Source organism: Streptomyces sp. NPDC031132 (genome assembly GCF_055570595.1).
Window position 1 is genome coordinate 216,396 of the sequence record NZ_JBVIGX010000011.1, and the last position, 20,978, is coordinate 237,373.

The following is a 20,978-nucleotide window of genomic DNA, read 5'->3' on the forward strand; positions in this document are numbered from 1 at the left end:
AGCTACGCGGCCGGGTGGGGGTTGGACGCCCCGGAACGCGGCGACCTTCACTTCTGGGGGCGAAATCACGTCCCAGAAGTCGACAAATCCACGAAGTCGGCGTTACGAGGGCCCGCTTCAGGGCGTTCCGCCGCCCGTTCCGGCGCCCGCCGAGTCGCCGATCGCGCCGACCCAGTCGACGATGTCGGAGCCCCAGGTCCACAGCTGGTCCCACCAGCCCTTGCCGGTGCCGACCCACTCCTGGAGCGGGGTGAGCTCCCAGACCAGCCAGCCCGCCACGACGAACAGCAGGATCATGACCAGGCAGCCCTTGAGGCAGCCCAGGCCCGGGATCTTGACCGGGTTCGCGCTGCGGCGGCGCGGCTCGCGCGGCTCCCTGGGGGCGCGCTGCTGCGGCGGCGGGCCCTGCGGGGGCTGCTGCTGCGGGGGCGCCTGGCGCTGGGGCTGCTGCTGGTACGGGGCCTGCTGCGGCTGCTGGTACTGCTGGGGCGGCGGCTGCGGCTGGTAGTACGGCTGCTGCTGCGGAGGCTGCTGGTACTGCGGCGGCTGGGGGCGCTGCTGCTGGTACGGCTGCTGCGGCGGGCCCTGCCGGTACTGCGGGGGCTGCTGCGGCCGTTGCTGCGGCGGCGGGGGCGCCTGGCGCTGCGGGCGGCGGCGCAGCGGGTCCTCGCTCGGGTCGAGGTACTGCATCTGCGTCTGCTCGTTGCGGTCGCGCGCGGCCCGCATCTGGGACTGCCACGGGTGCGGCTGGTCCGGCTGCTGCACCGGGGGCATGACCGAGGTCGGGTCCGCGCCGGGGCCGCCCGTGCTGGGCAGCACCGAGGTGGCGTCGGCGGCGCCGACCGGCGGGAGCACGCTGGTCATGCCGTTCGGGTCGTACGCACCCATCGGCGACGCGGCGCCCGCGCGGCCGGGCAGCACCTGGGTCGGGTCGGCGGCGCCGCCGCCCGGGGTCTCGGGGACCGGCGCGGGCGAGGGGTCGGGCGCGAGCAGGGCGCCGACGCCGAGGGCGGCCTCCACCTCGGCGGGGGCGCTGTGCACGCCGATGCCGGAGGCGACCACGCGCAGTCCGCGGGCCAGGTTCTCGGCGCTGGGGCGCTCGTTCGGCTCCTTGCGCAGGCAGCGCTCGATGACGATCCAGAGCGGCTCGGGCACGTTCGGCGGGCGCTGCGGGTCCTCGCTGAGGTGGCGGTGGAGCACCTCGAGGGCGGTGCCGCCGGCGAACGGCGGGCGCCCGGTGACCAGTTCGTACAGCAGGATGCCGGCGCCGTAGATGTCGACGGCGGAGGTCTGCGGGCGGCCCTCGGCGGACTCGGGGGCGACGTAGGCGGGGGTGCCGACGAACTCGTGCGTGCGGGTCAGGCCCGGGGAGTCGGCGAGGCGGGCGATGCCGAAGTCGGTGAGCATCGGCTTCATCTGGCCGCCGCGCTCGTCGAGCAGCACGTTGGCCGGCTTCAGGTCGCGGTGGACCACGCCGTCGGCGTGGCTGGCGGCGAGCGCGTCCGCGATCTGGGCGGTCAGCAGGCTCGCGGCGACCGGTGTGAAGGGGCCGTTCTGCCGGATGTACTTGTGCAGGTCCGGGCCGTCGATCAGGTCCATGACGAGGGCGAGGAGGTCGCCCTCGACGACGAGGTCGCGGGTGCGCACGATGTTGGGGTGCGTCAGGCGCAGCAGGACGGAGCGCTCGCGCAGGAAGCGCATGACGATGTCCGCGTCCTGGGCCAGCTCCTCCTTGAGGACCTTGATGGCCACGGTCTCGCCGGGCTGCCCGGCGACGGCTGCCTCCGCGCCGGCGGTCTCCCGCTGGCGGGCACGCCAGACGGTGCCCGTGGCGCCGCGTCCGAGCGGCTCCTCGAGCAGGTACTTGCTGCCGACTGGCCGCACGTCTCGCGCTCCCTGCTGTCGTCCTGCTGTGGTTCGTTTTTCCGGCCCACTCTAGGGGGTGTCCCCGGGGAAGACGCGGGGTGCCGGAGGTTGGTTGCCGCACATATATACGAAGAGTGATGTTTGGCGGGGTATGCCGGGGGCGATTTTCCCCGGGGTCGCCCGGCGCTCCCCGGCTTTCGTCGGCTTGTATGTCCGGATGGGGCCTGCACGGATGCCTGGACGGGCACCTGGACGGATGTCTCGCACGGGCAAGGGGTGCGATCATTCAAGATCATTTATCGGACGGTGCCGGGCGTGTTGTCCGTGACAGGTGCGAGGATGCACCCGTACGGAACGGCCGGGACGGGAGCCCCGCCTTCCGGGCAGACCTGACCGGACGACGCGCCGTGCCGGGTGGGGGGTTGATCGGGCAGGCACGCCCGTCGTACCCCTGCCGGGCGCACGCACCGCGCACCGCGCAGAAGGGACCGCTGACGGCGATGCAGATCCGGCTGACCGTCCTTGGGTCGCGCAGCGGCCACCAGACCGCGCCCGCCGGCTGTGACGTGCTCGTCACCGCGCCCGTGGGCACCGCGCTCGCCGCCGTGGCCTCCGGCCTGGCGGCGACCGTCGGCGGGCCCGACACCGGCGGCACGGTCGTGCTGTACGCCGGTACGGAGCGGCTCGACCTCCAGCGGCGGGTGCTCGGCGAGCCGCCGCTCGTGGACGGGGCGGTGCTGGGGCTGCACGCGCCGGTGCCGGACGTCCTGCCGGACGGGACGGACGGCGCGCAGCTGCACGTGGTGGCGGGCCCGGACGCGGGCGGGGTGCACCTGCTGCACCCCGGGGCGATCCGCATCGGGCGCTCGGCCGACGCCGACGTCCCGCTGGACGATCCGGACGTGTCGCGGCTGCACTGCGCGGTGACCGTGATGCCGGACGGACGGGTGGCGGTGGCCGACCTGGACTCGACGAACGGCACGACGGTGGACGGCGCGGTGGTGGGGGCGCAGCCGGTGGCGCTGCCGCCGGGCGCGCTGCTCCGCATCGGGGAATCGACCCTGCGCCTGGCTCCCGACTCGGCGTCCCCGCTCCCGGTCGTCCCGGACCTGGAGGGCCATCTCTCCCTGGCGGGCCCGCCCCCGGACACCTCCGGCGAGGCGGACCCGGGCCGGCGACCCGGCGACCCCGCCGGTGCCTCCGGCCCTGGCTGGTCCGGCGAGGCCGGTCGCGACACCGGGCGCCCCGCAGAGCCCGGCCCTGGCGGGACCGGCGGTCACGGCGCGCCGTCCGCGGGGGGCCGGGCGCCCTCCCGGCCGGGGGCGGCCGGCTCTGCCGCCGCCCGGCAGGGATCGTTCCCCCACCCCGCCCCTTCCCGGAACGGGGGCTCCGCCCCCGACCCCGCGGGCCCCGGCCGACCCTCCGGGGCAGGCCGGACCGGCGAAGCCGAACCCGGTGCGGGCTCGCCCCCCGGCGGCCCCTCCGGGGGCACTGCAGGCATGAGCCGGGCACCGGGCATCGAAGCCGCGCACGCCACACCCTCCGGCGCTGCGTGGCCCGGCGCAGCCGGGGGCGGCCGGGCACCCGGCGCAGAGGCCGCACACGACACACCGGGCACGGGCCTGCACATCGGTACGCCCGGCGCGGCCCCGGCAGCGCACGGCGCCCCCGGCTCCGGCCCGACCGGCGGGTCCGCGGGCGGACAGGGGGGCTCCGGCGGTGGTCGGGCCGGGGCTGAACAGCGTGGGGGGCTCCGGCGGGGGATCGGGGCCTGGGCGCGGAAGTGGGTCCGGGGGGACGAGGGGCCCGCTTACGGGAGCGCCGCCGCCGAGGCGGTCGTGGCCGCCGTGCCCGACGCCGATGATCCCGCCGCGCTGCTGCTGGCCGCGCTCGGGCCGACCCGGCGGTTGTGGTCCCGCCCCCGGGGGCAGCTCGACGTCGGCCTCGGGGCCGGGAGCCGGATCGCGTTCCAGGACGTCGGCTCGCTCGGCATTGCCGGGCCCCGCGTACGGCTGACCGGGGTCGCCCGGTCCGTCGTCGCCCAGCTCGCCGGACTGCACGCGCCCGGGGAGCTGGAGATCGTGCTCCTCGCCGCCGACCGCGCGCGCGGCGTCGCCGAGCGGCGCGGCGACTGGGGCTGGCTCGGCTGGCTGCCGCACGTGCGCGCCGCGCACGGCCAGGACTGCCGGCTGCTCCTCGCGTACGACCGCGACCAGGCCAGCGCCCGCACCGGTGAGCTGACCCGGCGCCTCGACGACAGTCCCCTCGGCACGCACTGGGCCGCCGCCGACCCCCGCAGCGTCCGCGAAGCCGCGTACGCCCACCAGGGCCCGTACACCCTGCTCGTCGTCGACGGCGATCCCGGCTCCGGGGCGCTGCGCGACGTCACCGGCCGGCTCGCCTCGCACGGGCCGGCCGCCGGGATCCACGTCCTCGTACTGGCCGAGACGCCGGCCGCCACGCCCGCCTCCCCGCTCGCCGAGACGTACGAGGCGGCCTGCGCGAGCAGCCCCGCCTTCCGGGACTGCGGCGCGGTCGCCCTCCTCAGCGGCGATGTGGCCACGACCGTACGGACGTTCACGGTGAGTGGCGGCAAGCCGGCCCCGCCCGGCACCACCGCCACCGCCGACGCCGTCTCCGCGGCCTGGGCCGAGCGCTTCGCCCGGGCCCTGGCCCCGCTGCGCGCCGAACCCTCCCCCGCTGCGCCCCGCCGGGCCGTCGCCGCCGCGCTGCCGAACACCGCTCGGCTGCTGGACGAGCTGGGGCTGGCTCGGGCCACCCCGGCCTCTCTGATGGCCCGTTGGGCCGCCGCCACCGACCAGGGGCAGGAGGTGGGCGGCCGCGCCGAGCTCGTGCTCGGCAGCGGGCGGCGCGGGCCGGTCGGGGCCGAGCTGGTCCAGGACGGGCCGCACCTCCTCGTCGAGGGGCCCGCCGGCAGCGGCCGCACTGAGCTCCTGCGGTCGGTGGCCGCCTCCCTCTCCGCGGCCGCCCGGCCCGACCGGCTGGGCCTCGTCCTGCTGGACGGGGCCGGCGGCGAGCGCGGCGACGGGCTGCAGCCCTGCACCGAACTCCCGCACGTCGCCGCCCACCTCGTCGCCTCCGACCCCGTCCGGATGCGGGAGTTCGCGCAGGCCCTCGGCGCCGAGCTGAAGCGCCGGGCCGAGCTCCTGGACGGGGTCCCGTTCGCCGAGTGGCACGCCCGGCACGAGGTGGCCGACCGGATGGTCTCGCCGCGCCGGCCGAGCCCCGGCGAACTGCTCGGCGACCTCGACCCGCAGCGCACCGGCACGCTCCGGCTGCGCACCGCCGCCCCGCGCACCGACCCGGCCGGGCCGAGCCCGCTGCCCCGGCTGGTGGTGCTGGTGGACGACTTCGACGCGCTGGTCGCGCCCGGGCTCGGCAGTACGGGCCGCCCCGCCGCCGGCTCCGTCGTACGGGCGCTGGACGCGGTGGCCCGCGACGGCGCGCGCCTCGGCGTGCACCTGGTGGCCGCCAGCGCCCGCCCGGACCGTACGGCCGACAGCGAGCTGTCCCGTACGAACCCGCTCCGGATCCAATTGGACGCCCCCGACCAGCCGGGTCCCGGCCGCGGCCTGCTGCGGTACGCCGACGGGCGGACGGTTCCGTTCCAGGGCGGCCGGGTGACCGGCCGGATCCCCCGGACGGCGACGCAGCGTCCCACCGTGGTGCCGGTGGAGTGGGAGCGGATGGGCGATCCTCCGGCCCGCCGTCCCGTGCGCGAGCTGGGCAACGGGCCCACCGACCTGGCGCTGCTGGCGAGCGCGCTGGACCGGGCCTCGCACCTGGTCTCGGCGATACCCGTGCTGTTCCCGGCCGCCTCGCCGGCCGCCCCCGCGCCGTGAGCCCCGAGCTCGGCCCCCCGGGCCCCGGCACCTGAGCCCCGGGCCCGCGACACGCGGCGACACGCGGCGACACGGCTGAGGCGGTATTGCGGGGGTGCGCGGCTCGGCGTAGACCTTGTGGGACCAGTCACACCACGGGCATCGGGGGCAGAGCCATGCGCAGGCAGGGAACGAGCCGTACGACGAACCGTAGAAGCAGCCGCGCCGCCGCCTGGACGGCACTCGCGGCCGCGGGCGCGCTCGTGCTGAGCGCGTGCGGGGACGGCGGGGACAAGAAGGACGGCCCGCCGCAGGGCGGGGAGGCGTCCACGGCCGGGCAGCGGGTGGAATTACCGAAGCTGACCGGCCAGAAGCTGGAGGTCGCCGCGGTCTGGACGGGTCCGGAGCAGGCGAACTTCACGAAGGTCCTGAAGGAGTTCGAGAAGCGGACGGGTGCCACGGTCACCTTCGTCCCGGCCCAGGACCCGATCGTCACCTTCCTCGGGACGAAGATCGCGGGCGGCCAGCCGCCGGACGTGGCGCTGCTGCCGCAGGTCGGGGCCCTGGTGTCGGCGGTGCAGAACAAGTGGGTGCAGCCGGTCGGCCCGGAGGCCAAGGCGCAGCTCGACAAGAACTACTCGGACGGATGGAAGAAGCTCGGCGCGGTCGACGGCACCCAGTACGGGGTGTACTACAAGGCCGCCAACAAGTCGCTGGTCTGGTACAACGCGAAGGCCTTCGAGGCGGCGGGCGTGCAGCCCCCGAAGACCTGGAAGGAGCTGCTGACCGCGGCCGACACCCTCTCCGCGTCCGGTACCCCGGCCGTCTCGGTGGCGGGTGCGGACGGCTGGACCCTGACGGACTGGTTCGAGAACGTCTACCTCTCGCAGGCGGGCCCGCAGAAGTACGACCAGCTCTCGAAGCACCAGATCAAGTGGACGGACGACAGCGTCAAGCAGGCGCTGACCACCCTGGGCGAGCTGTTCGGGCGCAAGGACTTCCTGGCGGGCGGCCCGAGCGGGGCGCTGGCCACCGAGTTCCCGAAGTCGGTGACGCAGACCTTCACCGGGGGCGGCCGGCCGGCGGCCGCGATGGTCTACGAGGGCGACTTCGTGGCGGTGAACATCGGGCAGACCGAGGCGAAGGTGGGCGAGGACGCCCTCGTCTTCCCGTTCCCGGCGGTCGGCGGCAAGGCGCCGGTGGTCTCGGGCGGCGATGTCGCGGTCGCGCTGAAGCCGTCGGCCGGGGCGCAGGCCCTGCTGACGTTCCTGGCCTCCCCGGACGCGGCGGAGATCCAGGCCCGGGAGGGCGGTTTCGTCTCCCCGAACAAGTCGGTCGACCTGAAGGCCTATCCGAACGACATCCAGCGGGGCATCGCCAAGGCCCTGATCGCGGCGGGCGACGACTTCCGCTTCGACATGTCGGACCAGGCCCCGGCGGCGTTCGGCGGGACCCCGGGCGCGGGCGAGTGGAAGGCGCTGCAGGACTTCCTGGCGAACCCGTCGGACGTGGCGGGCATCCAGGCCAGACTGGAGGCGGACGCGGCCAAGGCCTACGGGAACTGATCCCGTGGCAGCCAAGGCCACCGCGCCCACCAAGGCCATAGCCGCCTCGGCTTCACGGTCCGCGGAGGCCCGGCGCCGCCGCCTCGTCGCGGCGGCGTTCCTCCTGCCCGCCCTGGTGCTGCTCGGCGCGCTCGTCGTGCACCCCATCGGCTACTCGGTCTACCGCAGCTTCTTCGACCGCTCGGGCGACACGTTCGTGGGCGCCGGCAACTACCAGGAGATCCTGCACGACGACACGATCCGCACGGCCCTGAAGAACACGGCCCTGTGGGTGGTGCTGGCGCCGACCACGGCCACCGCCCTCGGCCTGATCTTCGCGGTGCTCACCGAACGGGTGCGCTGGGGCACGGCGTTCAAGCTGCTCGTCTTCATGCCGATGGCGATCTCGATGCTGGCGGCGGGCATCATCTTCCGGCTCGTGTACGACCACGACCCCGACCGGGGGGTCGCGAACGCGGTCTGGGTCGGGGTCCACGACACGTTCGCGGAGTCCTCGGCCTTCCCGAAGGCCCGCCCGGGCCGCGACTCCCCGCTGGTCCCGGCGACGGGAGCCGCCGCGGGCGGCTTCACCACCCGCGATCCCGTACGGGCGGGCGCACCGGTGCTGCTCCCGCTGGTCGGCGTGGCCCCGGAGGACCTGCCCGAGGGGACCCGTACGGCCCGGGCCGCGCCCGCCGAGCCCGGCAATGTCACCGGGACGGCCTGGCAGGACTTCACCCGGGGCGGCGGCGGCCGGACGAACGCCGTCGACCCGACCGAGTCCGGTTTCGCGGGGATGCGGATCGAGGCGGTCAAGGACGGCAAGGTGGTCGACTCGGCGACGGCCCGCGCCGACGGCACCTTCACCCTGTCCGCGAAGGCCGACGGGGCGCTGCTGCGGCTGCCGGCGTCGAACTTCCGGGAGGCGTACGCGGGGGTCGAGTGGCTCGGCCCGACGCTGGTGACCCCGGCGGTGATCGGGGCGTACGTGTGGATGTGGGCCGGTTTCGCGATGGTGCTGATCGGGGCCGGGCTGGCCGCCGTACCGCGGGAGCTGCTGGAGGCGGCGCGGGTGGACGGGGCGAACGAGTGGCAGGTGTTCCGCCGGGTCACGGTGCCGCTGCTGGCGCCGGTGCTGGCGGTCGTCCTGGTCACCCTCGTCATCAACGTGATGAAGATCTTCGACCTGGTCTTCGTGATCGCTCCGGGCTCGGTGCAGGACGACGCCAACGTCCTGGCCCTCCAGCTGTACCGCACCTCCTTCGGCACCGACGCCGATCCGGGGCTGGGCAGCGCCATCGCCGTGCTGCTGCTGGCACTGGTGGTCCCGGTCATGCTCTACAACATCCGCAGGCTGCGGAAGGAGGGGTCCCGATGAGCACCTCCGCCGAGGCCCGCACGGGAGCACGTGCCGGTGCCCGCCCCGTTTCCCGCGCAGGTGCCCGGGCCGGCCGGCTCGCGGCCGGCGCGGCGGCGGGGGCCGTCCGCGTGTTCCTGGTGCTGGCCGCGCTGTTCTGGCTGCTGCCCACCCTCGGGCTGCTGATCTCCTCGTTCCTCTCCCCCACCGACCTGAACAAGGGAGGCTGGTGGCAGGCGCTGACCGCGCCGACGCGGCTGACGGCCGACAACTACGAGCGGCTGCTGGCCAACGACACCATCACGCATGCACTGCTCAGCACGGTGGCCATCGCGGTCCCGGCGACCCTCCTCGTGGTCGCCCTGGGCTCGTTCGCCGGATACGCCTTCGCCTGGCTGGAGTTCCCGGGCCGGGACTGGCTGTTCCTGATCGTGGTGGGGCTGCTCGTCGTCCCCGTGCAGGTGGCGCTGATCCCGGTCTCGGAACTCTTCGGCGCCATCGGGCTGTTCGAAACCACGGCCGGGGTGGTCCTGTTCCACACCGCGTTCGGGCTGCCGTTCGCCGTGTTCCTGCTGCGCAACTTCTTCGCGGAGATCCCGCGCGAGCTGCTGGAGGCGGCCCGTCTCGACGGTGCGGGCGAACTGCGGCTGTTCGCCCGGGTGGTGCTGCCGCTGGGCGGGCCGGCGATCGCCTCGCTCGCCATCTTCCAGTTCCTGTGGGTGTGGAACGACATGCTGGTCGCCCTGGTCTTCGCGGACTCGGCGAACCCGCCGGTCACGGTCGCCCTCCAGCAGCAGGTCCGGCAGTTCGGCAACAACATCGACGTGCTGGCGCCCGGCGCGTTCCTGTCGATGGTGGTGCCGCTCGTGGTGTTCTTCGCCTTCCAGCGGCAGTTCGTCACGGGGGTGATGGCCGGAGCGGTCAAGTAGGCCCGACAGACCCTGACGGCCCGGTTGACGTGCGGCGTTGACGCTCCGTAACCCGAATGCCACACGCTGCGTAACCCGATCGCCACGCCGGGGGTTGCTGGGCAATATGCCCGCGCCGACCCCTGGATGTGCCGTGCCCCGGTTCAGCGTCATCGTGCCCGCGTACAAGGTTCAGGCGTATCTCCAGGAGAGCCTGGACTCGGTCCTGTCCCAGTCCTACCCGGATCTGGAACTGATCGCGGTGGACGACGCCTCTCCGGACGCCTGCGGCTCGATCATCGACGAGTACGCGGCGCGGGACGCCCGGGTGACCGCCGTGCACCTGGCGCACAACCTCGGCCTGGGCCCGGCCCGCAACGCGGCCCTGGCCCGGGCGACCGGCGACTACCTGCTCTTCCTCGACGGCGACGACGTCCTCGCCCCGGGCGCCCTGCAGGCCATCACCGACCGGCTCAAGGACACCGGCTCCCCCGACGTCCTCGTCTACGACTACGCGCGCACCTTCTGGACGGGGGAGCTGGTGCGCAACCGCCTCGCGCACCGGCTGTCCGAGGAGGGCCCGGCCAGCTTCCGGCTCGCGGACCGCCCGGCCCTGCTCGGCATGCTGATGGTCGTCTGGAACAAGGCCTACCGCCGCGAGTACGTGGAGCGCGAGGGCCTGGAGTTCCCGCCCGGGTTCTACGAGGACACCCCCTGGACCTACCCGGCGCTGCTGGCCGCCGAGTCCCTCGCCGTCCTGGACCGGGTCTGCGTGCACTACCGCCAGCGGCGCACCGGCTCGATCCTGACCACCACGAGCCGCCGCCACCTGGACATCTTCGACCAGTACGACCGGGTCTTCGGGTTCCTCGCCGGCCGCCCCGAGCTGGAGCGCTGGCGCCCCACCGTGCACCGGCGGATGGCGGAGCACTTCTGCGCCCTGTACGCCGACCCGCACCGGCTCCCGCGTACGAGCCGCGCCGAGTTCTTCCACCGGGCCTCGGGGCTGCTGCGCCGCTACCGGACCCCCGGCTCGCGGCCGCTGTCCCTGTCGCGCACCGACCGGATCCGGCACACCCTGATGCGGTTCGGGGTGCGCCGGACGTACCGCACCCTCTCGCGGCTCCGCTCGGCCGCCCTGGCGGCGGGGCGTACGGGGGCGTCGCTGTGGCGGGGCCTGCGCGAGAGCGCACTGCGCCTGCACTACCGCGTCCAGCGGCTGCTGCCGCTGCGCCCGGAGCTGGCGGTCTTCTCCGCGTACTGGCACGGCGGCTACGCCTGCAACCCGGCGGCCGTCGAGGCCAAGCTGCGCGAGCTCGCGCCCCGGATGCGGACGGCGTGGATCTGCGACCCGCAGCACACGGCGACGCTCCCGCCGCAGACGGCGATGCTCCGCCCCGGCTCCGCGGCGTACTGGACCGCGCTCGCCAGGGCCACCTACCTCACCACGAACGTCAACTTCGACCGCGCGCTGGTCAAGCGGCCGGGCCAGGTGCTGCTGCAGACCCAGCACGGCACCCCGCTCAAGCGCGTCGGCCTCGACCTCCAGGACCGTCCGGCGGCCACGCCCATCACGGATTTCGCGGGCCTGCTGCGCGGCGCGGACCAGTGGGACTACCTGCTCTCCGCGAACCGGCACTCCACCCTGGTGTGGGAGAAGGCGATCCCCTCCTCGTACACCACGCTCGAGTACGGCTACCCGCGCAACGACGCCTTCCACCGGGCCAGCCTGGACGACGTCCTGGCGCTGCGCGAGCGCCTCGGCATCCCGGCGGGCTCGACGGCGGTCCTGTACGCGCCGACCCACCGGGACTACCGGCGCAGCCGGCCCGAACACCTCGACTTCGAGCGGGTGCTGCGCGATCTGGGCCCGCGCTTCACGATCCTGGCGCGCACGCACCTGACGTACGCGGACGCGCCCGGCCGGCAGGTGCGCCACCCGCGCCTGGTCGACGTCTCGGCGTACCCGTCGGTGGAGGAGCTCTGCCTGGCGTCGGACGCGCTGGTGACGGACTACTCCTCCCTGATGTTCGACTACGCGGCGCTGGACCGGCCGATCGTGATCCACGCGGACGACTGGGAGGCGTACGAGGCCGCCCGCGGCACGTACTTCGACCTGCGGTCGTTCCCGCCGGGAGCGATCGCCCGGACCGAGGACGAGCTGGTGGACATCTTCGCCACCGGCCACTGGCAGGGCTCGCGTTCGGCGCAGCTGCGGGCGGCGTTCCGCTCGCGGTTCTGCTCGTACGACGACGGCCACGCGGCCGAGCGCGTCGTCCGCCGCGTCTTCCTGGGCCAGCCGGCCGTCGTCCCGCCGGTCGTCCCGCTCGCGGAGCGCCGCCCCGCTCCGTCGGCCCCGTCCTCGGCCCCGCCGTCGGCTCCGTCCGCCACCCCGGAACCCACATTGGCACCGCTGACAACTCCCGGTCTCCGGCCGTAGCCGGGCCGTCCTTCCGTTCCGATTAATCCGCCCGCGGACCGGCTTCTTCTGGGCCACTATGGGAGCGCCTTGCTTGTGTGTTGATCGTCGGGCGTCCCCACACGGAAGAGGTGTCATCATGGCGTTGACCGGATCGTGGAACGCGGAGTTAGCCAGCCGGCTCGTGGAATCGAACTTCGTTCAATGGCAGTACGGCGCACGGTTCCTGCCCACCGCATCCGTCCCGCTGCACCCGGCGGTCGAGGAGGCGGGCCGGCTGGTCCCCGAGAGCGGGGTCGAGCGGCATCCGTTCTTCGCTCTGGCCGGGGCCTCGCGACCGGCCCTGGAGTTCTGGGTCACGCAGGAACTGTTCGTCACCGGGGTGTTCGCACAGCTGCTCGGCCTCACGTCGAGCGCGCTGGTCAACGTTCACCAACGGGCCCGTTTCAACCTGGTGTTGCAGGGGGAGCACGGAGGCGTGAAGGACGGGGTCGCACGGGCGTCCCACCCGTGGCTGCTGCACAAGCTGGCGCACAGCATGGGCATCGCGCCCGACTCCGTCGCACCGGCCGAACCGACCTACGAGTTCCTGCGGGACCTGGCGTCCTCCATGAGCTCCCCGATCAGCGCGCTGGGCGCGCTCGGAGTGGGAAACGAGCAGATGCTGGTCCCCGAATACGGGGCCGTCAAAAGCGCTTTCGAAAGCGCGGCACCGGACGTGGACCACGGCGATTTCCTGAACGCCAACATCTATGAGGATACGGAACACTCGGCGCTCATCGCGCATATAGCATCCGAGCTGATCGCGCACGATCCGTCACTGGCCGAGGACTACTTGACGGCCGCCCGCAGCTCTGTCACCGCACGGATGCGGTATTACGACAGGTTGGCCGATCTCTTCACATGACCATCAGTCACTATCCGACGTTTGGGGTATCGCGTGGCCGATCTGGGAAAGATCCTCGTAACGGGCAGCAGCGTGGCGCAGAAGCACCTCGACCGGTTGTCCGAGTCCGGCTTCCGGGTGCACGCGGTCCCGGGCCTGCTCAGCGAGGACGAGCTGGGCACGGAGCTGGAATCGTGCACCGCCTATCTGCTGGGCGGGGATGAGTACGCCTCCCGCGCGGCGCTCACCCGGGCCAAGTCGCTGAAGGTCGTCGGCTTCCTCGGAGTGGGCTACGGGTCCTTCGTCGACGCCGACGCCGCGGCCGAACTCGGCATCGCCGTGACGAACACCCCCGGAACGCTCACCAACAGCGTCGCCGAGTTCACGGTGGGCCTGCTCCTCGCCCAGCGCCGCCAGATCCCCTCGTACGCCGACGACTTCCGCTCCGGGCGCTCCGGAGGCGAGGAGAAGCAGCACGACCTCGCCGGCCACCGGCTCGGCATCATCGGCCTGGGCGCGATCGGCACCCGCATCGCCGAGATCGGCGCGCTGGGGCTGGCGACGGAGACGGCGTACTACTCCCGGACCCGCAAGCCCGACGTCGAGGAGCGCCTGGGCATCACGTACAAGGACCTGCCGAGCCTGCTGTCCTGGGCCGAGAACCTGATCGTCATGGTGCCGGACACCCCCGAGACGCGCGGCATGATCGGCGTGGACGAGGTCGCCCTGCTGCCGGCCGGCGGGATCACCCTCGTCAACACGGCGCGGCCCTCCGTGATCAGCCCGGCGGCGCTGCTCCAGGGCCTGAAGAGCGGGCGCATCCACACCGCGGCGTTCGACGGCTTCTACGGCGCGGACGAACCCGAGACGGCGGAGCTGCTGGCGCTGCCCGCATCGAAGCTGCTGGTCACCGGGCACATCGGGTCGCTGACCCACGACGCCCGCGATGCGATGGCCGTCAAGTGCATCCAGTCCATCGTCAACGTGGTGACGGGAGAACAGGACTCCTACGTCGTCAACCGGAGCAGCTGAGCATGGGCTCCGCACTCGTCGTCGTCGGAGCGGGCGTCATAGGCTGCGCGGTCGCCGCGGCGGCGAGCGACCTCTTCGACAAGGTCGTGCTCCTGGACGCCCGGCCGGACACCGGGCTGGCGGCGAGCTGGGCGGCCATCGGCGGGATCACACCGCAGAGCGACGACTTCTGCCGCGGCCCGCTGCGGCAGTTCGCCGAGGCGAGCCGGCGGATGTACCCGCAGTGGCTCGCGGGTCTGGAGGCCGGATCCGGGATCGAGGTGCCGTTCCTGGACTCCGGACTCCTCCAGGTGGCCCTGGACCCCTCGGAGCAGCAGCGGGTCAAGGAGCAGCTGGTCCCCCAGTGGGTGGAGCAGGGCTTCCGGGTCGAGCAGCTCGATGCGCGGACCACGGCGCATGCCGAGCCGCTCCTGTCGCCGGCCGTGCTGTCGGCCGTACGGCTGCCCGGCGAGGGGGCTCTGGAGCCGCGGGTGCTGATGTCCGCGCTGCGCGAGGTGCTGCGCCGGGACCCGCGGATCGAGGTCGTGGCCCGGGCCCGGGTACAGGCCGTCACGCCGGGCGCCCGGGGGGTCGAGGTGCTGCTGGAGGGCGGTGACGTCGTCCGGGGGGACCGGTGCGTGGTGGCCGCGGGGGCGTGGAGCTCCGAGCTCGTGCCCACCCGGCCCGGCGGGCAGTTCCCCGTACGGGGCCAGGCCGCCGAGCTGGTGGTGCCGGACGCCGGGGGCTATCCGCTGCGCCACCACGTGTACTGCAAGGTCGCCTTGGACGACACCACGGTCTCGTCGTACGTGGTCCCGCGCCACGACGGCCGGGTGGTGGTCGGCGTGACGTACGACCAGGGCCGATGGGACGAGGAGCCGGAGGACCGTGCGACCGAGCGGCTGCTGGCCGCACTGCAGCTGGTGGTGCCGGCCTCGCGGGACTGGAGGCTGACCGGCTCCTGGGCCGGGATCCGGCCCGGGACGGCCGACGGCTACCCCCTGGTGGGGAACGCCGACTCCGACGGCAGGGTCGTCATGGCGACCGGGCACTTCGGCGTCGGGATCACTCTCGCCCCGATCACGGCCGCTCTGGTGCGGAGCATCCTGTCCGGGGCCGCGCTGACCGCAGGCCAGGCGGATGCCCTGCGTGTGATGGACCCGCGGCGATTCCTGTGAGGTGCGTACCGAGTGGCGGCAGCAGACCTGAAGGTCATATGGCGTAGCGGGGCGATGCGCTGGGGGCTCCTGGCCGGGGTGGTCCTGCTCCTGTCCCTTCCACTGTGGGGGCTCCAGCCGTACGGCAAGAAGTTCGACCACGACACGGCGGGGACTTGGGGGGACTGGGTCAGCGGGGTGGGGCAGGTCGGTGCGGTCACGGCCGCGGTCGGCACCGTCCTGCGCTCCGAGAACCGGGACCGCAGGAGGCAGCGCACCGCCGCGGCCGCATGGATGACGGTGCTGTCGGACGACGGTCAGCCGTACTGGGCGGTGCAGGTGGAGAACTCCACCTCCCTGCCGGTCTTCCGGTGGCGGGCGGACAGCCCGGACGGGTCGGTGCACCTGTGCCACGAGGACCTCGGGCCGCTGGTCCCCGGCCGGTCGGACTACGAGGTCCCGCTGACCGTGCAGCCGGACCAGAGCCGGGCGCTCCCGCTGAAGTTCGTATTCGTAGACAGTGATGGACGGTTCTGGAGCCGCTCGGAGCTGGGGGGCATCACCGCCGTCCCCGAGCCCGCGTCATGGCATCCGGCCGGCCCGTGATGGGTGAGGTGATATGACCCCTGAAGAAGGCTCCGGCCTGCAGGGCGCACGCCCGGCGATCCGTCGCATCAACCCGCAGGCGCCCCGCGGGACGGGTGAACGCGTCCCGGACCAGCCGGGGCCGGCCGCTCCGGCCGGCCCCGCTGCACCGGACCCGGCACCGACTCCTGCTCCGGGCCCGGGCCCGGGCCCGGAGCCGCGGGAGCTACCCGTGGAGCTGGTCCACTACCTGGGCGCGCTGCGCGCCCTGTCGGCGACCAGCCAGGAGGGCGCGGACGCCGTCGCCTTCCCCGACCGTCCGCTGGACGCGGTCTGGATCCCCCGGGAGGTGCGGGAGATCGACGCCCTGGCCCGGACCGCCCCTCCGGGCGACGAGGACACCCCGGGCCTGCCCCTCGACGGGATCGTCCTGCACGGCGCGGGCCGCTCCGTGGTGCTCATCGGGCCGCCGTGCTCCGGGCGCACCTCGATCTGCACGCACTACGCCTCGCTGCTCGCGGAACGGGCGCTGGACGGCGATGCGGAGGCGCCCGTACCGCTACTCGTCAACGCCCTCGACGTGCCCGCGCAGGGCGACTTCGCGGCGACCGCCGAGGCCATCACGGACGCCGCCGTCACCCGTTCGGGGATCGGGGTCTACGGCGGCACCGCCCGCACCCTGCTGCGGGGCTCGCTCGACCGGGCGTTCCTCTTCGTGGACGGCGTGGAGGACGTGCCCCTGCACGGCCACGCGAGTTCCGACAACTGGTCGCCGCGCACCGTCCTGCAGACCCTGGCGCAGCTCCACGTGCACTACCGGAACCTGCGCGTCCTTGTGACCATCTCGGATTCGGGCTGGTTCTCCGCCGAGTGCGGCAGGGCGCGCGACGTCAGCGCCTACTTCCTTCGGCCGCCCAAGCAACGCGACCTCGAGAACTACATCACCGGATGGTTCACCACCTGATGACCCCTCACGAAGGAAAGCTCTCGGAGCGGCTCATCGCCGCGATCCGGGGCGACAGCGCCCTCGCCTCGGCCGCGCGCGTCCCGTACCTGCTGCACCTCCTGGTCGTCTCCACCGAGCGCAACCACGAGGTCCCCACGTCCGTCGGGCACTTCTGCCGGCTGGCCTCGGAGGAGTTCCTGCACAAACGTCCGCGCAGGCGCGCCGCGGCCGCGGCGGAGCCCTGCCTCCTGCGGCCGGGCTACGACACCGAGATCCAGCGGATCATCGAGGAAGTCGGGTTCTCCATCACGTCGTTGAGATCCGCGCAGCCCGAGGCGAACTCCATCTCCGCGGCGGCCGTCCACGAGCCGATCCTGCGGGCGCTGGGCGAGGAGCGGGAGTTCCTCGACGCATATCCGGCCGTGGTCGACTACGTGCAGTTCCTCAGGAAGGGCCACGGCCTGCTCGCGGTCGACACGGCCACCCAGCTCTCGTTCCGGGAGAACCTCTTCCGCGACTACTTCGCCGGGTGCGCGCTGGCGCGCCGGGACTCGGAGACCATCGTCGGCCTGTGCCGCCATCCCATCTGGCACGCCCCGCTGCGCTACTGGGCCAGTGCCCAGACCACGGCCGAGGGGCACCGCCTGGTCACCGGCACGGCGGCCGAGCTGGCGGGCGCCGCGGAGGAGGCCGGGGACGAGGGACTGCCGCTGTGGCTGCTCGCCGGCGAGCTGCTCGTGATCCTCGCGGCGGCCCGGCCGAACGCGGAGCCGTCCGGGCTCGTACGGCAGCTGCGGCGCTCGGTCTCGGACTCCGTCGCCGCCGCCCGCGGGGACCGGGGGCAGGATCTGGAGACCCGGGCGCGTGCGGCGACCGTGCAGGCGCAGCTCAATCCGTCCACGTGGGAGGAGAGATCGCGCTCGTTCCTCGCCCGGAGCTGCGTCATACCGGCGGGCGAGTACCCCATCGGCTCCACCACCCCGCTCAACTCGCAGGACGACAAGTACCGGCACATCGACTGGTTCCCGCAGCGCACGGAGAGCGTCGGATCGTTCCGGATCTCCACGCTGCCCGTCACCAACCGGGACTACGCGCAGTTCGTCGCCTCGGGCGGGTACCGGGACCTCGACTGCTGGCCGGACGGACCGGCGCGGCTGTGGGTCAGGCACGACCCGTCCTTCATCGACGCGCCGGACGGACCGCGCGCCGGGTCGACGGACACCCAGCGGATCCATCTGAGCAAGGAGATGCGGGAGGGCATCGTCGACGAGGAGTCCCTCCAGGAGTACGTGGACCAGCTGCTGCTGCGCCGCGTGCCGCTCTACTGGTGGGACCCCCGCTACAACCAGCCCACGCAGCCGGTCGTCGGGGTCAACTGGTGGGAGGCACTGGCGTACTGCCGCTGGCTGACGAGGCGGCTGCGCGAGCGGAACGTACTCGACGAGCACAGCTACGCGGACATCCCCACCGAGGCGGAATGGGAGTGCTCCTGCCCGGGCCGCCCGGCGTCGGACCCCTACCCGTGGGGGAGCGAGTGGGAGGAGGGCATGGCCCATGTCCGCACCGCTCAGGGCTGGACCCAGCGCTCGGTGCCCGTGGGCCTCTTCCCCTGGGCGGCCCGGGAGGACGGGCCCCAGGACATGATCGGCAACGTGTGGGAGTGGACGCGGTCCCTGGCCTGGTCGTACGACGACACCCGGCCCGGCCGCGAGGACCTGCGGGCCCCGGGCGACCGCATCGTCCGCGGGGGCTCCTGGTTCTCCCGCGAACAGCGCGCCCGCATGATCCAGTTCCGCTCGTACGACCCGCCGCAGAACGCGTACGTGGACCTGGGTTTCCGCGTGGCGTTCTACACCCCCTAACCGCGGCCTCGGCGGCCGCTGTCGTCCGCGTCAGGACGCGGACGACGTGGCCGTCAGGCCCGCCACCACCGAGCGGGCCAGGTCGTCCAGGTACTGCGCCGGCACGGCGTCGCGTACGACGACCTGCCGCCAGTAGAGCGGGCCGATCGCCAGGTCCAGCGCCCGGCCCGGATCCGTTCCCGCCGCGAGTTCGCCCCGCGCCACCGCCTCCGAAACGATCCCCTCGGCCATCCGCCGCTCCCCCTCGAGCAGGGCGCCGCGCACCGCGTCCGCGATCTCCGGGTTGCGGGCCGCCTCGACCAGCAGGTCAGGGATCACCGCCGAGGCGACGGGGTGCCGCAGCACGTGGGACATCACCTCGAGCAGGGCCCGTACGTCCCCGTACAGCGAGCCCGTCGCGGGCACCGGCAGGCCGTCCACCGCGAAGGCCCCGACCAGGTCCAGCACCAGGTGCAGCTTCGACTTCCAGCGCCGGTAGACGGCCGTCTTGCCGACGCCGGCGCGCCGGGCGATCCCCTCGATGGACATCCGCGAGAACCCGACCGCGGCCAGTTCGTCCAGTACCGCGGCCCGGATCGCCTCGGTCACGTCCTCGCGCAGGACGGCGGCTCCGGCGGGGGCGCGGCGGGCGGGGGCGGCGGCAGGGTCGGTGGTCATGCACAGAGCATAGCCGGGGACGCCGGGACCAGCTCGTCACGACGATACGGTTGCGTTCCGACGTACTGCGGCCTAACCTCGCCGTAGCGACGATACGGACCCGTCCCATCGCCGGCCGACGCCCCGACCCCGTCGAAAGCGAAGCTCGTGACCCCCGTGACCGAGACCATCCCGCCCGAGGCACCTGCCGGGCCCGAGGCGCCCGAGGCGCCCGCCGCACCCACCGCACCCGCGCCCGCCGCGCCCGTCACGCCCGCAGAACTGGCGGCGGCCCACGGCCTGACCGTCAGCGGCGCCCGCCCCCCGCTCCCGAGCTACGTGCGCCAGCTCTGGGGCCGCCGCCACTTCGTGACCGCGTACGCCACCGCCCGGATGCACGCCACGTACAGCACGGCCAGGCTCGGCCAGGTCTGGCACCTGGTGACCCCGCTGCTCAACGCCGCCGTCTACTACTTCATCTTCGGCATCGTCATGAACGCCAGCCACGACGTGCCGGACTACATCCCGTTCTTGATCACCGGTGTCTTCGTCTGGGACTTCATCGGCAGCTCCATCAACGCCTCGACCCGCGCCGTGCACGGCAACCTCGGCCTGGTCCGCGCCCTGCACTTCCCCCGCGCCAGCCTGCCGCTGTCCACCGTCGTCCAGCTCTTCCAGCAGCTGCTCGTCACCATGGGCGCGCTCGTCCTGCTGCTGCTCGCCTGCGGCCAGACACCGACCTTCACATGGCTGCTGGCCGCGCCCACCCTGGCCCTGATGGCCGTCTTCTGCGCCGGCGTCGCCATGGTCATGGCCCGCATCGGCAGCAAGAGCCCGGACGTCAGCCAGCTGATGCCCTTCGTCCTGCGCACCTGGATGTACTCCTCCGGGGTCATGTGGTCCATCGACCAGATGCTCCGGAAGGACCACCTCGCGCACTGGGTCACCGTCGTGCTCAAGACCAACCCGGCAGCCGTCTACATCGACCTGATGCGCTACGCGCTGATCGACAGCTTCGACCCGCACGCCCTCCCGCACCACGTGTGGGCGATCGCCGTCGGCTGGGCCCTGCTCGCCGGCGTCGGCGGATTCATCTACTTCTGGAAGGCTGAGGAGGAGTACGGCCGTGGCTGACACCGCAACCGCCCCCGCACCCGCACACCACGCACCGTCCGTGGCGGTGCCCGACACCCGCGTCCCCACCGTCATCGCCGACGAGGTCCACGTCGTCTACAAGGTGCACGGCGCAGGCGGCCGCAAGGGCGGCGCCACCGCCGCCCTCAGCCGGATCTTCTCCCGCAAGCCGGCCCCCGGCATCCGCGAGGTGCACGCCGTCAAGGGCGTCAGCTTCGTCGCGTACAAGGGCGAGGCCATCGGCCTGATCGGCTCGAACGGCTCGGGCAAGTCCACGCTGCTCTCTGCGATCGCCGGCCTCCAGCCCGTGGCCCGCGGCAGGATCTACTCCCACGGCCAGCCCTCGCTCCTCGGCGTGAACGCCGCCCTGATGAACGACCTCACCGGCGAGCGCAACGTGGTCCTCGGCGGGCTCGCGATGGGCATGTCCAAGGAGCAGGTCCGCGAGCGCTACCAGGGCATCGTCGACTTCTCCGGCATCAACGAGAAGGGCGACTTCATCTCCCTGCCCATGCGCACGTACTCCTCCGGCATGGGCGCCCGGCTCCGCTTCTCCATCGCCGCCGCCAAGGACCACGACGTCCTGATGATCGACGAGGCCCTCGCCACCGGCGACGCCGCCTTCCAGCGCCGCAGCCAGGCCCGCATCGAGGAGCTCCGGGAGCGCGCCGGCACCGTCTTCCTCGTCAGCCACGGCATCGGCACGGTCCGCGAGACCTGCGACCGGGCGATCTGGCTGGAGGCCGGCGTCCTGCGCATGGACGGCCCCTCCGCCGAGGTCTGCGATGCGTACGAGGAGTTCACCTCGGGCCGCTGAGGCCGCGA

The 20,978-nt window shown here is 73.5% G+C and carries 15 protein-coding genes; 13 read left to right on the forward strand and 2 right to left on the reverse strand.

Features of this window, described 5'->3' with window-relative positions; all coding sequences use genetic code 11:
* Nucleotides 1-117: 117 nt before the first annotated feature.
* Entirely contained in the window at nt 118-1,884 is a 1,767-nt protein-coding gene (locus ACZ49B_RS19295; RefSeq protein ID WP_468307185.1) for a protein kinase domain-containing protein, read from the reverse strand.
* Between the two features lie 482 nt (nt 1,885-2,366).
* Here ACZ49B_RS19295 and ACZ49B_RS19300 point away from each other — a divergent pair, with 482 nt between their 5' ends.
* From ACZ49B_RS19300 to ACZ49B_RS19350, 11 genes are all read left to right on the forward strand, one after another.
* Nucleotides 2,367-5,729 (forward strand): FHA domain-containing protein, encoded by a 3,363-nt coding sequence (locus ACZ49B_RS19300; protein WP_468307263.1) that lies wholly within the window; start codon nt 2,367-2,369, stop codon nt 5,727-5,729.
* 155 nt (nt 5,730-5,884) lie between these two features.
* Nucleotides 5,885-7,273, forward strand: a complete 1,389-nt coding sequence (locus tag ACZ49B_RS19305; protein ID WP_468307188.1) for an ABC transporter substrate-binding protein — start codon at nt 5,885-5,887, stop codon at nt 7,271-7,273.
* A gap of 37 nt (nt 7,274-7,310) precedes the next feature.
* Nucleotides 7,311-8,630 carry a carbohydrate ABC transporter permease gene (locus ACZ49B_RS19310; RefSeq protein ID WP_468307266.1) on the forward strand — a complete coding sequence of 440 codons (1,320 nt, stop codon included), beginning with the start codon at nt 7,311-7,313 and terminating at the stop codon, nt 8,628-8,630.
* Complete coding sequence (locus tag ACZ49B_RS19315) at nt 8,627-9,538, forward strand: carbohydrate ABC transporter permease (protein WP_468307190.1); 912 nt, start codon at nt 8,627-8,629, stop codon at nt 9,536-9,538. The genes ACZ49B_RS19310 and ACZ49B_RS19315 overlap by 4 nt, the downstream gene beginning before the upstream one ends.
* Before the next feature lie 133 nt (nt 9,539-9,671).
* Nucleotides 9,672-11,957, forward strand: coding sequence for a bifunctional glycosyltransferase/CDP-glycerol:glycerophosphate glycerophosphotransferase (locus tag ACZ49B_RS19320; RefSeq protein ID WP_468307193.1), 2,286 nt, complete (start codon nt 9,672-9,674; stop codon nt 11,955-11,957).
* A 118-nt stretch (nt 11,958-12,075) separates the two neighbouring features.
* Nucleotides 12,076-12,843 carry an iron-containing redox enzyme family protein gene (locus ACZ49B_RS19325; RefSeq protein WP_468307196.1) on the forward strand — a complete coding sequence of 256 codons (768 nt, stop codon included), beginning with the start codon at nt 12,076-12,078 and terminating at the stop codon, nt 12,841-12,843.
* A gap of 33 nt (nt 12,844-12,876) precedes the next feature.
* Nucleotides 12,877-13,854 (forward strand): 2-hydroxyacid dehydrogenase, encoded by a 978-nt coding sequence (locus ACZ49B_RS19330; protein ID WP_468307198.1) that lies wholly within the window; start codon nt 12,877-12,879, stop codon nt 13,852-13,854.
* Nucleotides 13,785-15,011, forward strand: coding sequence for an NAD(P)/FAD-dependent oxidoreductase (locus tag ACZ49B_RS19335; RefSeq protein ID WP_468307200.1), 1,227 nt, complete (start codon nt 13,785-13,787; stop codon nt 15,009-15,011). The genes ACZ49B_RS19330 and ACZ49B_RS19335 overlap by 70 nt, the downstream gene beginning before the upstream one ends.
* 12 nt (nt 15,012-15,023) lie before the next feature.
* Nucleotides 15,024-15,596, forward strand: coding sequence for a hypothetical protein (locus ACZ49B_RS19340; protein WP_468307203.1), 573 nt, complete (start codon nt 15,024-15,026; stop codon nt 15,594-15,596).
* Nucleotides 15,597-15,609: 13 nt separating this feature from the next.
* A complete protein-coding gene (locus ACZ49B_RS19345) occupies nt 15,610-16,539 on the forward strand; it encodes a hypothetical protein (protein WP_468307206.1) in 930 nt (309 codons plus the stop codon).
* Nucleotides 16,539-18,383, forward strand: coding sequence for an SUMF1/EgtB/PvdO family nonheme iron enzyme (locus ACZ49B_RS19350; RefSeq protein ID WP_468307208.1), 1,845 nt, complete (start codon nt 16,539-16,541; stop codon nt 18,381-18,383). Before ACZ49B_RS19345 ends, ACZ49B_RS19350 begins: the two co-directional genes overlap by 1 nt.
* A 30-nt stretch (nt 18,384-18,413) precedes the next feature.
* On the opposite strand, the gene ACZ49B_RS19355 is transcribed toward ACZ49B_RS19350, so the two are convergent.
* Nucleotides 18,414-19,040 carry a TetR/AcrR family transcriptional regulator gene (locus ACZ49B_RS19355; RefSeq protein WP_468307212.1) on the reverse strand — a complete coding sequence of 209 codons (627 nt, stop codon included), beginning with the start codon at nt 19,038-19,040 and terminating at the stop codon, nt 18,414-18,416.
* A gap of 147 nt (nt 19,041-19,187) precedes the next feature.
* Here ACZ49B_RS19355 and ACZ49B_RS19360 point away from each other — a divergent pair, with 147 nt between their 5' ends.
* Together ACZ49B_RS19360 and ACZ49B_RS19365 are read left to right on the forward strand one after the other, a co-directional pair.
* On the forward strand, nt 19,188-20,153 hold the full coding sequence (locus ACZ49B_RS19360; RefSeq protein ID WP_468307215.1) for an ABC transporter permease: 966 nt from the start codon (nt 19,188-19,190) through the stop codon (nt 20,151-20,153).
* Nucleotides 20,154-20,193: 40 nt separating this feature from the next.
* Nucleotides 20,194-20,970: an ABC transporter ATP-binding protein gene (locus ACZ49B_RS19365; protein WP_468307269.1), complete on the forward strand. Its 777-nt coding sequence runs from the start codon at nt 20,194-20,196 to the stop codon at nt 20,968-20,970.
* The last annotated feature ends 8 nt before the right edge of the window (nt 20,971-20,978 follow it).